The sequence below is a fragment of the Catellatospora sichuanensis genome, assembly GCF_007483665.1.
Lineage (GTDB): Bacteria > Actinomycetota > Actinomycetes > Mycobacteriales > Micromonosporaceae > Catellatospora > Catellatospora sichuanensis.
Genome location: NZ_VIQO01000039.1, coordinates 46599 through 59379, shown reverse-complemented (window position 1 = coordinate 59379; position 12781 = coordinate 46599). Strand labels below are relative to the sequence as shown.

Sequence of the window (12781 nt, the reverse complement as noted above, 5' to 3'; positions counted from 1 at the left end):
TCAGGCGGCCCGGGGGGCGAGCCGGGCCGCACCCGGGGCGGGCGGGGCTTCGCCGGCGCGTGCCGCGTGGGCGACGGTGCGGGCGAGTTCTGCGCCGGCGGTGCTGAGCCGGTACAGGTGGCGGGGCGGCCGCCCGCGTGGCGGGTCGGTCTCCCAGGAGGTCTCCACGTGCCCGCGCTCGGCGAGGCGGATGAGGATCGGGTAGACGGTGCCCGCCTTCAGGCCGAGGGCGCGGCACAGGTCGTAGCCGTGACTCCAGCCGTCGCCGGTCTCGGCGAGGGCGGTGAGCACGGCCGCGGTCTGCGGGGAGGGCTGTCGGGCGCGTACCATGCCTCCAATATCTACCTAGATAGAGTTATCGCGCAAGTCCCTTCTGCGGAGACCCGCGATGGCGCCGGACATGGCCACCAGGGCCACCGCCGCGGCGCACGCCAGCAACGGAACGGTGCGCAGGCCGTCGTCGAGCCCGGCGCCCACGGCGGACTCGACCGCCAGCGGCCCGAGGGCCTGACCGGCCAGCAGCATCGCGGCCAGGCCGAGCAGCGCCGAACCGGCGACCTCGACCGGCGCACCGCGCTCCGTACGCAGCACGCGGGTCAGGCCGGCACTCAGCGCGAAGCACATTCCCACCACGAGCAGCAGCGAGCCGGCAAGCGCCCAGGGACCCTCGTGCCGAATGGCCACGGCGTGGACGGCGACGCCCGCGGCCACCACGCCCGCGCCGAGCGCGTCCCAGGGCAGCCGCCGGTCGGCGCGGATGACGGCGTACGCACCGAGCACGGCCGCCAGACATCCGACAGCGAGCAAGCCGGACGGCGCGGCTGTCAGGTAGAGGCTGTTGGTCGTGGCGGTGTGCACCGGTGCGGCCAGTGCGAGGCAGAGGACCGTCCAGCGGGCGGGATCGGCACGGCCGTGCTGGTAGGCGTACCAGGTCAGCACCGCGGTGACCGCCACCGCGATCGCGACCAGGCCGTAGCGGGCCGCACCTTGCACGAACTCGACGCCGGGCTGGTGGCCGAACGTGTCGCCGTAGCGCTGCGGTGGCCCGACGCGGTGCGCCGTGCGGCGTTGCCCGCGAACAGGACGGCGGCGGCGACGGCGGTCGCGGCGGCCGGACGCCACGGGCGTGCGGCCGGGACGCGTGCGTTCCTGTCGGCGGTGACCGGGCGCACGGGACGGCCCCGACGGGGTGACTCGCTTGGGGCCGGCGATGCCGGTCCGGTGTGGGCGGTCGCGTCACCCGGCTTTCGGAGGGTTCCATGTCGGCCGGCCAGGAGCCCGGTCTGTCGCTGGGCGCCTGGCCGGCCGGTGGTCGGTTACTGGAAGGTGATGTGGTCGATGGTGATGGCGGAGTTGCCGCCGTACCAGAAGCCCATGGCCAGCTGGGACGGCGAGTTGCGGTTGATGCCGTTGGCGGCCATCGGGATGCGGATGTCCTGGTAGCCGGTGGTGATCACCGGATGCGCTCCGCCGTCGAGGGTGAAGTCGGCGAACACCTTCGTGGAGCCGCCCAGACCGAGGCTGAAGTGCCCCTGCTCCCCTCCGGTCGCGCCCTTGATCCGTACGACCAGGTAGGTGTAGGCGCTCAGGTCCACGCCGACGTCCGAGCCGAACCAGCCGCAGTTGTTGTAGCGCAGGCTCAGCGCCCCGCCGGTCACCACTCCGGAGCCGCCGCCGTCGAGGAAGCAGTTCCCGCCCGTCCATTTACCCAGGTCGTTCTGCGACGAGGCCGGATACGCCGGAGTGCCGTCGTAGTTGTCCAGCACCAGCCCGGTCGGCGGCTGCGGAGCGGCATCCGTGGTGACCGTCACCGTGTTGCTGGCCGCCGAGCGGTTGCCCGCCGCGTCGCGGGCCTTGACCGTGTAGCTGTAAGCGGTCGACGCGGTCCGGCCGGTGTCGGTGAACGAGGTCCCCGTCGGGCTGCCGATCAGCGTCGATCCGCGGAACACCTCGTAGCCGGTCACGGCCACGTTGTCGGTCGAGGCCGTCCACGACAGCGACACCGTCGTGTCGGTCTTGCCCGGAGACGACAGCGTCGGCGCACTCGGCGCGGTGCAGTCGCCTGAGCAGCCGGTCGTGGTCGCCGACACCGTGGCCGACGACCCGGACACGTTGCCCGCGGCGTCCACGGCCCGGACCGTGTACTGGTAGGTCTGCCCCGGCGAGCGGCCCGAGTCGGTGAACGACGTGCCTGTCGGGTTGCCGACCTGCGTCGACCCGCGGAACACCTGGTACCCGGTCACCCCGACGTTGTCCGTGGACGCCGCCCACGACAGCGACACGCTGGTGTTCGTCACCCCGGACACGGTCAGTCCGGTCGGCACGGACGGTGCCGTGCAGTCACCCGTGCAGGAACCGACGGCGACCGACGAGGCCAGCACGTTGTACCCCTTGGCCGCGTCCCACGTACCGGTGTTGGCCAGCCGGATCGCGTACTCGGGACGGGCCTGCAGCCCCGCGCTGGGGTCCGGCAGCCACAGCGCCAGCGTGTAGTTGCCCGCGACCGCGCCGCCGGGCAGCGTGACGTTCGCGGTGACGGTGCTGTTGCCGGCCAGCCAGGTGCGCGGGTCGACGCTGCTCAGCGGCAGGTTGTAGCGGTTGGCGCCGTTGTCGAGCACGAGGTAGGCGGTGCGGTTCTTGATGAGCCCGGACCACCCGTCGTTGCTGAGGTGGGCGGTGAGGCTGAGACTGCCGCCGGGTGCGACGGTGGTGGGGAAGGTGGCGTCGAGCAGCCTCAGCCGGTACCCGAGCTTGCGCTTGATGCGCACGAAGCAGGGCTCGGCCGGGTCGTTGCCGCTGGCGGCGAGGTGGGCCGCCTTCCACTTGTCGGTGTTGACGGCGGCGTAGTCCTCGTTGATCTCGGTGAAGTTGAGCTTGTTCATCTCGGTCTGCGCGTTGACGCAGGCGGCGTCGTTGTAGCCGTCGGCGCCGCAGGTCTCGCCGCCGACCATCTTGTTGAACCCGGTCGAGGTGGCCAGGTCGTACATCCACTGCTTCTTCTGTTCGATGTAGAACCAGCCCATCCACGATGGGTTGTCGTAGGTGCCCATGTCGTTGAGGTCGGCCAGGAAGCAGTCGTTGTGGAAGCTGATCCGGTCCTTCTGCGCCTGGGTCAGCGTGCAGCCTTCGGGCACGACGCAGGAGGTGGGGTCGACCATCTCCTTGATGTAGATCGGATAGCGCATCGCCAGCGGAATGCTCGCCGGGGTGGTGTCGGCGATCTTCTTGACGATGCGGTACCGGGCGGGTGCCTCCTCGACCGACGACGGGTTGGTCAGGCCGCCGGTGTGCCACTCGCCCCAGGCGCCGAGGTAGCCGGTCTCCAGGTGCAGGACGACGTCGGCGTTCGCGGTGATCACGGCGTTGATCTGGGCGATGTGGGCGAGGATCTGCGCTTCGGCGACGGTGGCGTAGCCGTCCCAGGTGTAGGCGGGCCGCAGGACGATCTTCATGCCGGCGGTGCGGACCGCGGCCAGGCCGGAGGCGAGGTTGTCCAGCAGCGCCTGGGGCAGGGCCTGGGTCTTGTACTTGTCGAGGTGCAGGTAGCTGTGCACCAGGGTGTTGCCGCCGGCCTTGGCGCGGGCGAAGGTGCGGTCGAGCAGGTCGGGGTTGAAACCGGGGATGGTGGCGGCGTTGACGTAGTCGTTGACCGCCGGGTCGTTGATGATCTCGTAGCGGTTGTGGTAGCCGCGTTCCGGGTTGGCGAACGCGGTGGCCGGATCGGCCTGGTAGGTGACGGTGGCGGCCTGGGCGGGCGTGCCGAGCGACACGACCGCCAGCGCGGCCAGTAGCGTTGTCGCGGTGAACATCCGCAGTACGCGGGTGGGCATGGTGGCCTTCCTGTGCATCGGGAGGGTAGGCCGCCTGGCCGGGTCGGGAGCCCTGCCAGGCGGCCGGGCTGCTACTGGAACGTGATGTGGTCGATGGTGATGGTGGAGTTGCCGCCGTACCAGAAGCCCATGGCCAACTGGGACGGCGAGTTGCGGTTGATGCCGTTGGCGGCCATCGGGATCTTGATGTCCTGGTACGCCGTCGTGATCACCGGATGCGCACCCCCGTCGAGGGTGAAGTCGCCGAAGACCTTCGTCGACCCGCCCAACCCCAGGTTGAAGTGGCCCTGCTCGCCACCGGCCGCGCCCTTGATGCGCACGACGAGGTAGGTGTAGGCGCTCAGGTCCACACCCACGTCGGAGCCGAACCAGCCGCAGGCGTTGTAGCGCAGGCTCAGCGCCCCGCCCGTGACCACGCCCGAGCCGCCGCCATCGAGGAAGCAGTTGCCGCCCGTCCACTTGCCCAGGTCGTTCTGCGTCGAGGACGGATACGCCGGGGTGCCGTCGTAGTTGTCCAGCACCAATCCGGTCGGTGGCTGGGGTGCCGCGCTGGTGGTGACCGGGACGGTGTTGCTGGCGGCCGACCGGTTGCCCGCCGCGTCTCGGGCCTTGACGGTGTAGCTGTAGGCCGTCGACGCCGTGAGGCCCGTGTCGGTGAAGGACGTGCTCGTCGGGCTGCCGATCAGCGTCGACCCGCGGAACACCTCGTAACCGGTCACGCCCACGTTGTCGGTCGACGCGGTCCACGACAGCGACACGCTCGTGTCGGTCTTCGCAGGCGAGGACAATATAGGCGAACTAGGGGCAGTGCAGTCACCCGCGCACCCCGTGGTGGTCGCGGACACCGATGCGGACGAATTGGACACGTTTCCGGCGGCGTCGACCGCCCGGACCGTGTACTGGTACGTCTGCCCCGGCGAACGGCCCGAGTCGGTGAACGACGTGCCCGACGGCGAACCCACCAGCACCCCGTCCCGGAACACCCGGTAGCCCGTGACTCCCACGTTGTCCGTGGCCGCCGACCACGACAGCGACACGCTCGTGTTCGTCACCCCGGAGACGGTCAGGCCCGACGGCGCCGACGGAGCCGTGCAGTCACCCGTGCAGGTGCCGGTGGTCGACACGCTGCCGAGGTTGACCCAGCCGTCGGCGCCCTGGTTGCTGTTGGCGAACGACAGCGGCAGCCGCGGACGCCACTGGTCGATGACCCAGTCGGTCAGCCTGCTGGCTGCCGGGCGGGCGCGCAGCACGTCCGCGGTGACCGCCTCCAGCGGGTTGCGTACCTTCAGGACCAGGCTGTAGGCGCCCGCGGGCACGCCCGCGGTGCTGACGGTCGCGGAGAAGTTGACCGGGCGGCCGAAGTCGAGGTACTTCGGGTCGGCCCCCACGTTCCAGTCGGGGAAGGCCCGGATCTTCAAGGGCTGCACGGTGCGCAGGTCCCAACTGGTGTCCCAGGTCTTCACGACGCTGCCCGCGCTGTTGCGCAGGCCGAGCTGCACCGTCCACGGGTAGTAGAACGGCGCCACGCCGTCGTTCTGCACGGTGACGCCGACCTTGAAGTTGCCAGCGGCGGTCGCGTTGAAGTTGGCCTGCGGGATGTGCAGGTTGTAGCCCATCTTGCGGACGCCGGCGGAGACCTTCGGATCACTGGTGCTGTACCCGCCCGCGCCGGTCTGGTTGATCATCCAGCTGATGTGGGTGAGCTCGGTCGCCGCGAGCACGTCGTCGACCTGCCCGGAGCCGCCCGGCCAGTTGGCGTAGAGCGTGCCCTGAATCTCGGGACGGGCCTCGCCGCCGATGGAGTGGGTGACCCACCGGTTCTCGGTGCCGGTGTTGAGCTGCAGCTGCAGGAACGCGTCCTCCCACCCGTTCATCGACATCGGCAGGGTCATGCTCTTGAGCTGCCCGCCGCTGCGGAACTCCTTGTAGGGCCAGGAGTCGTCATGGAAGCCGATGTTCGCCGTCTCGGTGCCGGCAAGCGGGTAGCGGACCTCCAGCTGGATGTTGTCGAACGCCGTGTCGTACGCCCCGATGAGGGTGCGGATGGTGGCGTCGGTCGGCATCAGGTTCGGGTAGCCGTCGGCCAGATCCCGGTCGTACGGCCAGGTGTGCCACTCGCCCCACAGGCCGACCAGGCCCAGCGACATGAACCCGATGCGCGGGTCGGCGGTGCCGCCCGGACCGGCCTTGTCGTAGCGTGCGGCGAACGCGTTGATGAAGGTGGTCAGCGCGTTGATGACGTCCGGGTCGTCGTAGTCGGGGCTGACGGTGCCCCAGAACCCGTTGTTGCGCAGCGCCATCTTGCCGTTCAGGCACGGCGGGATGCCGTTGCCGGGGTGGGTGCCGCTGCCGCCGGGGTATTCCAGGTAGAAGCGGAAGGCGGTCTGGCGGCTCCAGACGGCGGCCTCGTCGAGCGCCTTCTCGAACACGCTCCAGTCGATGTTCGCGCAGTTGGCCGGGTCCTTCATCACCTCGTTCAGGGCGAAGTAGCTCCAGACCAGGCCGCCGGGGTACTTGGTGGACAGGTTGTCACCGGGGAAGAGGTAGGGGGCGAACCCCTTCAGCGGCTGGCCGAGCGCGGCGTCGGCGTACGTGTAGGTGTGGGTGGCCAGGCTCGTGTCGGGGCCTGGACCGGCGGGCGGCCGGGCGGGCGGGCCCGCGGGTGCGGCGGCCGCGCTGGTGGCGACCAGCGCGAGCGTCAACGCCGCCGCCGTGGTGGCGAGCAGCTTGCGTACGGATGGCATGAACCGTTGTTCCCTTCGGGGACGAAGTTCAGGAACAGGAAAGGGTTCGGTGCGGGCGCCGCCGGCCGGCTGCCGGCGGCGCCGAGGTGCGGTGGTGCTTGGTGCGTCGGTGCCGTCAGCGGGTGGTGACGGCACCGAGGTGCAGCCAGCCGGTGTGGGTGTCCTGGCTGGTGTTGGCGAACCGCAACGGGATGCCGTTCGGCAGCGGGTTGGCCACGCGCATGACGATGTCGTAGCTGCCGGGGCGCAGGCCGCGGGTGTCGATGCGGGTGGTCAGCTCGGCGGGGGCCTGGCCGGGCTGGATGCCGTCCACGGTCCAGCCGGTCTGCCAGCGCCTGACGATGCGGCCCTGGCCGTCGACGGCGGCCAGCTCGGCCCGCCAGTCGTAGTAGAAGGGCGCGGTGCCGCGGTTGGCCACGCGCACCGAGACCCGGTCGCGGGACAGCGCGGCCTCGGTGACGGTCAGCTCGTAGCCCAGCGACTTGGCCGCGGACAGGGCGCGGAAGTACTCGTCGCCGGTGTAGCCCCCGTTCGCGAACGCCGCGTGGTTGATCATCCAGCTGATGTGGGTCAGGTCGACGGACTGTGTGAAGTCCTCGTACTGCCCGCAGGTGACGGGCTGCTCGAACAGGCAGGACTGGATCTCCGGGCGCAGCTCGCCGCCGATGGGCTCACGTTGCCACTTGTCGGTGACGCCCTCGTCGATGAGTCGCTGCACGAAGTGCCATGAGGTCGGCGGCAGGGTCTCGAAGGCGAACGAGTCGTCGTGGTAGCCGATGCCGAGGTCCTTGTTCTGCGGGCTCGGATAGCGGGCCAGCAGCCTGGTCTTGTCGAACGCGGTGTCGAAGGTGTTCAGGATGCCGGTGAGGATCTCGGTCGAGGGCATCCAGTTCTCGGGCTTGGTCCAGCCGTCGTAGGGCCAGGTGTGCCACTCGCCCCAGAAGCCGATCAGCCCGAGGGTGAGGAAGCCGATGCGCGGGTCGCCGTCGTACCTGCGGCCGAGCGCGGTGATGAAGTCCTGCACGGCGGCGACCAGGCGCGGGTCGCTGTAGTCCGGGGCGACGCTGACGCCGTTGTTGCCGAAGTCGTCGTAGGCGTGGGTGGCCAGGCCCTGGTCGAGCAGGTACTGCGGGATGCCGGTGGGCTTGCCGGGGTAGTCGAGGTAGAACCGGAACACGGCCTGGTGGCCGCGGGCGGCGATGGCGTTGAGCTGGCGTTCGACGGCGTCCCAGCGGAACTGCTTCGGGCCGGTCATCACGTCGCGCACGGGCAGGTAGAACCATTCCATGCTGTACGGGAAGGTCTGGTAGCTGCCCGCGTACGGCATGAAGCCCTTGAGGGGGTTGTCCGCGGGCGCGGAGGTGTAGGTCAGCGGGCTCCATTGCGGTTCGGTGGGTGCGGGCCGGGCCGCGGCGGGTGTTCCCGCGGCGAGGGTGAGGGCCGCCAGCAGGGCGACGGTGAGGCGGGCTGCTCTTCTCATATGGGTTACCTCGGTGGGAGGGTTGGCCGGCCAGGCCCCCGTTCACCTGGCCGGTGTGTGGGCGGAAGGGTCAGCTGACGGTGATGCGGTCGAGGTCGGGGGCCCAGCCGCTCGGGTTGGCGACGGTGACCGTGTTGTTGCCCGCGCCCAGGGTCAACGTGACCGTGGTCGAGCCGACGGTGTTCCAGTCGGCGGTCGGCGCGAAGTTCACCGTCTGCCCGTTGACCACCGCGGTACGCGCCACGGCCGACAGGTAGTAGATGGTGATGGTCCGCGCGCCGCCCGTGCCGCCTGCGACGTTGTTGAACGCCAGGGTTGCGCCGTTGCCGACGTAGCCGACCTTCGACCCGCCCGAGCACGACCCGCAGGCCGCGACCACCGCGGTGCCGGTCCGGGTGTTGCCGGACGCTTCGGCCTCGTAACCGGCCGGTCCGGTGCCGCCGCCGCTGCCTGCGACGGCGATGCGGTCGATGTCGGGCGCCCAGCCGGAGGGATTGCCGACCGTGATGGTGTTGGTCCCGGCGGACAGGTTCAGGGTGACCGTGGTGGAGCCGACGGTGTCCCAGTTGGCGGTGGCCGGGAAGCTGACCGTCTGCCCGTTGACGACAGCGGTCCGAGCTTCCGCGGAGGTGTAGTACACGGTCACCGTCCGGCTTCCGCCGGTGCCGCCCGCGACGCCGTTGAAGGCCACCGCCGCGCCGTTGCCGAGGTAGCCGACCTTCGAGCCGCCCGAGCACGCCGCGCAGGCGGCGACTGCCGCGGTGCCGGTCCGGGTGTTGCCCGACGCTTCAGCCTCGTACGTGACCGTTCCGCCGGTGCCCGCCGAGGTGGAGACCGTGAGCGTGTTGCTCGCCGCCGACCGGTTCCCGGCCGCGTCCCGTGCCTTGACGGTGTAGCTGTAGCTGGTCGACGCGGTCAGGCCGGTGTCGGTGAACGACGTCGCGGTCGGGCTGCCGACCAGGGTGCCGCCGCGGAAGACCTCGTACCCGGTGACGCCCACGTTGTCGGTGGAGCCGTTCCAGGACAGCGACACCGACGACGACGTCAGGCCGGTCGAGGCCAGGCCGGTCGGGGTGCTGGGCGCGGTGGTGTCGCCGCCGCCGGACGTGCCGACGTTGACCGTGCCGAGGCCGAGCCAGCCGTCGGCGTTCTGGGTGGCGTTGGCGAAACGCAGCTTCTTGGCGTTGGCGTTGACGGCCTCCAGGGGGTTCTTGACCCGCATGACCCACTGGTAGCCGCCCTGGGCCAGGCCGGACAGGTCGGCGCTGTGCTGGAAGTACTGCCGGTAGCCGAAGTCGCGGTAGCTCGGGTTGGCCCCGGTGTTCCAGTCGGGGAAGTTCCGGATCGTCAGCGGCTGGACCTTACGCAGGTCCCAGGACGTGTCGAAGGTGCGCACCACGGTCCCGGAGCTGTTCTTCAGGCCGAGCGTGACCGTCCACGGGTAGTAGAACGGAGCCACGCCGCTGTTGCTGATCTGCACGCCGACGCTGGTCGCACCGCTGGCGGTGTCCTTGTAGTAGGCGTTGTCGACGGTGAGGTTGTAGCCCATCAGCCGCACGGCGGCCGCCACGTTGGCGTCACCGGAGGCGTAGCCGCCGCTCTGCTCGTTGATCATCCAGGTGGCGTGGTCGAGCTCGATGCACGCCTTGAGGTTGTCCACCTGGCCCGACCCGTTGGGCCAGTACTGGAACGCCGACGACTGGATCTCCGGGCGCAGCTCGCCGCCCATCGAGCTGGTGATCCACTTGTTCTCGGTGCCGGAGTCGAGCTTGCGCTGCAGCTGGGCGTAGGAGGCGCCGCCCATGGACACGGGCAGGGTCACGCCCTGCAGTGGTGAGCCTTCCCGGTAGCAGAACGAGTCGTCGTGGTAGCCGATGTCGCGGGTGTTGGCCGCTCCCCCGGCCGCGCCGGGATAACGCAGCTCGACCTTGGTGGTGTTGAACGCGGCGTCGAACGCGGCGAGCAGCTGCGCGCCGTTGGCATCGCTGGGCATGTAGTTGGGCAGCCCGTCGGCGGTGTCGGTGTCGTACGGCCAGGTGTGCCACTCGCCCCAGAGCCCGACCAGGCCCAGGTGGATGAACCCGAGCCGGGGGTCGCCGTCGTACCGGGCGCCGAACGCGGCGATGAAGTTCTTCATCGCGTTGATCAGGAACGGGCTGTCGTAGTCGGGGTGGGTGACGTTCCAGTAGGTGTCGGCGCGGTTGGCCACGTTGCCGTTGAAGCACGGCGGGATGGCGTTGCCCGGGTGGCTGCCGGTGCCGCCGGGGTAGGTCAGGTAGATGCGGATGGCGGCCTGGTTGCCGTAGCCGGCCGTCTCGGCCAGCATGCTGTCCACGATCGACCAGTTGTAGCCGGCACAGTTCGACGAGCTGGTCATGATCTCGGACAGGCCGAAGTAGCCCCAGGTCAGCGCGTGCGGGTAGCCGACGTTCTGGTTGGCGCCGGGTGAGTAGAACTTGGCCCAGCCCTTCAGCGGGTTGTCCACCGGCCCGGGTGCGGCGGTGAGGGCGTGGACCTGCAGCGTCGGGTCAGGGCTGGCGGGTGCTGCCGGGCGCGGGGGCGGGCCGGCCGGGGCGGCCGACGCGGGGGCCGGGCCGACGAGTGTCAGGGCGGCGCCGAGCGCTGCGGCGGCGACTGCGGCCAGGATGGTTCGGCCGCGTGAACGTGATTTCATGGCGATCTCCGGTGGGAGTCGGGCGTTTCTGCGGGTGGTGCGGGGCTGCGTGCCGCGCGGGCACACCACTGAGCCGACGCACAGGGTCCACATAGTCCCTGGTCGGAGCATCGGCACAGCAGTTCTTAGCTGGTCGGCCCCCTCGTCGTTACCGAAGTAATACGAAGAGGTGTTGACAAAATTTCGAAGGTCTACATCATTATTCGAGAGCGGGGCGGCTGGCAAGAGCCGACCGATAGACGGATCCGAGGACGTGGATGAGCGCGACAAAACCGCGGGACGACCGCCGGGCGGCGTGGTGGTTCCTGGCACCGGTGCTGGTGGGATTCGCCGTCTTCTACGGCTACCCGGCCGCCCGGGGCGTGTGGTACTCGGTCACCGACTACAACATGCTCAACACCGCGTCGTACGTGGGCACCGAGAACTACGCCAAGTTGTTCGCCGACGAGAAGTTCTGGAACTCGATGCTGGTGACGGCCTGGTACGTCGTGCTCAACATCGGGTCGCAGACCCTGCTGGCACTGGGCGTCGCGTCGCTGATGCACCGGCTGACCCGCTCGGTCGTGCTACGGGCCACGCTGCTGCTGCCGTGGCTCGTCCCCAACGTCACCATCGGCCTGCTGTGGATGTGGCTGCTCGACACCAACCTCGGCTTCGTCAACCAGCTGCTGCACACCTTCGGCTTCGACCCGGTCGGCTTCTTCACCGACGAGACCTGGGCGATGCCGACCGTCGCCGGCATCAACACCTGGGCCTACACCGGCTACACGGCGCTGCTGCTCTACGCCGGGATGCTGCAGATCCCGCAGTACCTCTACGAGGGCGCGGCGATCGACGGCGCCGGGGAGTGGCGCATGTTCCGCGGCATCACCCTGCCGCTGCTGCGGCCGGTGCTGGCCCTGGTGCTGGTCGTGTCCATGATCGGCTCGTTCCAGATCTTCGACACCATCGCGGTCACCACCAAGGGCGGGCCCGTCTCGGCCACCCAGGTCATCTACTACTTCATCTACCAGCAGGCATTCAAGTACTTCCACATGGGTTACGCCGCCGCGGCGGCGATCTGCCTGGCCCTGATCCTCGGCCTGCTCACCGCGATACAGATGCGCATGCTGCGTGCCTCGCGCTCGGACCTGGCCTGAGAGGGGCGGACAGACATGACACGCAGGACCTTCAGCCCCGGACGCGCACTGGCATGGGTGGCGATGGCCGTCTTCGTCGTGGTGACCGTCTTCCCGTTCTGGTGGATGATCCGCACCGCGCTCACCCCGGCGGCCGACATCTACACCGACAACGCGAGCCTGCTGCCCGAAAACCCGACGCTGATCAACTTCACCCGGGTACTCGGGCTGACCACCGAAGCCGAGGCCCGCGCCGCCGGCGGGTCCGGCGCGCACCTGAACTTCGCCGGCTACCTGTGGAACTCGATCGTCTACTGCAGCCTGATCGCCGCCGTGCAGACGCTGTTCTGCGCGATGGCCGGGTACGCGTTCGCCCGGCTGCGCTTCCCCGGCCGCGACCTGGTGTTCGGGATCGTGATCGCGGCGCTGATGGTGCCGCCGATCTTCACGCTGCTGCCGAACTTCATCTTCGTCAAGGACCTCGGCCTGATGAGCACGATGGCCGGCATGGTCGCCCCGACCATCCTGATGACCCCGTTCGCGGTGTTCTTCCTGCGCCAGTTCTTCCTGTCGCTGCCCCGCGACGTGGAGGAGGCGGCGATCCTCGACGGCAACGGGCCATGGGGCATCTTCTGGCGCATCGCCCTGCCGATGAGCCGCGGCCCGCTGATCACCATCGGGCTGACCACCACCGTGTGGGCCTGGAAGGACTACCTGTGGCCGCTGCTGGTCGGCCGCGACGAGGAGAACCGCCTCGTCACCGTCGCGCTCGGGGTGTTCCTGCAGCAGTCGCCCAACACCCAACCCGACTGGACCGGCCTGATGGCCGCCTCGACGCTGTCGGTCCTGCCCGTGCTCGTCCTGCTGATCTTCATGGGCAAGCGGCTGGTCCAGTCCCTGAACTTCACCGGCAGCAAGTGACAACACCCACCCCC

At 69.7% G+C, this 12781-nt stretch carries 8 protein-coding genes; 2 read left to right on the top strand and 6 right to left on the bottom strand.

The genetic code is table 11. The features are described from left to right. The 6 genes from FLL47_RS38240 to FLL47_RS38215 all read right to left on the bottom strand — a co-directional run bounded on the left by FLL47_RS38240 (window position 1) and on the right by FLL47_RS38215 (window position 10728). The gene (locus FLL47_RS38240; RefSeq protein ID WP_144127563.1) at window positions 1-330 is read right to left on the bottom strand and encodes a PadR family transcriptional regulator; all 330 of its coding nucleotides are present in this window, start codon (window positions 328-330) and stop codon (window positions 1-3) included. A 15-nt stretch (window positions 331-345) separates the two neighbouring features. Then, window positions 346-1122 (bottom strand): hypothetical protein, encoded by a 777-nt coding sequence (locus tag FLL47_RS38235; RefSeq protein ID WP_144127562.1) that lies wholly within the window; start codon window positions 1120-1122, stop codon window positions 346-348. A gap of 194 nt (window positions 1123-1316) precedes the next feature. Beyond that, window positions 1317-3830: a DUF4832 domain-containing protein gene (locus FLL47_RS38230; RefSeq protein ID WP_186316160.1), complete on the bottom strand. Its 2514-nt coding sequence runs from the start codon at window positions 3828-3830 to the stop codon at window positions 1317-1319. A 71-nt stretch (window positions 3831-3901) separates the two neighbouring features. Continuing rightward, window positions 3902-6574: a fibronectin type III domain-containing protein gene (locus tag FLL47_RS44885; RefSeq protein WP_144127560.1), complete on the bottom strand. Its 2673-nt coding sequence runs from the start codon at window positions 6572-6574 to the stop codon at window positions 3902-3904. Window positions 6575-6689: 115 nt separating this feature from the next. After that, window positions 6690-8054, bottom strand: a complete 1365-nt coding sequence (locus FLL47_RS38220) for a DUF4832 domain-containing protein (protein ID WP_222106388.1) — start codon at window positions 8052-8054, stop codon at window positions 6690-6692. A 70-nt stretch (window positions 8055-8124) separates the two neighbouring features. Further along, window positions 8125-10728 (bottom strand): fibronectin type III domain-containing protein, encoded by a 2604-nt coding sequence (locus FLL47_RS38215; RefSeq protein WP_222106387.1) that lies wholly within the window; start codon window positions 10726-10728, stop codon window positions 8125-8127. Between the two features lie 257 nt (window positions 10729-10985). On the opposite strand from FLL47_RS38215, the gene FLL47_RS38210 reads away from it, so the two are divergent. Together FLL47_RS38210 and FLL47_RS38205 are read left to right on the top strand one after the other, a co-directional pair. Next, window positions 10986-11867, top strand: a complete 882-nt coding sequence (locus tag FLL47_RS38210; RefSeq protein WP_144127559.1) for a carbohydrate ABC transporter permease — start codon at window positions 10986-10988, stop codon at window positions 11865-11867. A gap of 15 nt (window positions 11868-11882) precedes the next feature. Beyond that, the gene (locus FLL47_RS38205) at window positions 11883-12767 is read left to right on the top strand and encodes a carbohydrate ABC transporter permease (protein WP_144127558.1); all 885 of its coding nucleotides are present in this window, start codon (window positions 11883-11885) and stop codon (window positions 12765-12767) included. Window positions 12768-12781: the final 14 nt, after the last annotated feature.

Coding starts and splice junctions, on each gene's coding strand:
- FLL47_RS44885 (WP_144127560.1), bottom strand. CDS start 6,574: ATGCCATCCGTACGCAAGCTGCTCGCCACCACGGCGGCGGCGTTGACG.
- FLL47_RS38240 (WP_144127563.1), bottom strand. CDS start 330: ATGGTACGCGCCCGACAGCCCTCCCCGCAGACCGCGGCCGTGCTCACC.
- FLL47_RS38220 (WP_222106388.1), bottom strand. CDS start 8,054: ATGAGAAGAGCAGCCCGCCTCACCGTCGCCCTGCTGGCGGCCCTCACC.
- FLL47_RS38210 (WP_144127559.1), top strand. CDS start 10,986: ATGAGCGCGACAAAACCGCGGGACGACCGCCGGGCGGCGTGGTGGTTC.
- FLL47_RS38230 (WP_186316160.1), bottom strand. CDS start 3,830: ATGCCCACCCGCGTACTGCGGATGTTCACCGCGACAACGCTACTGGCC.
- FLL47_RS38205 (WP_144127558.1), top strand. CDS start 11,883: ATGACACGCAGGACCTTCAGCCCCGGACGCGCACTGGCATGGGTGGCG.
- FLL47_RS38215 (WP_222106387.1), bottom strand. CDS start 10,728: ATGAAATCACGTTCACGCGGCCGAACCATCCTGGCCGCAGTCGCCGCC.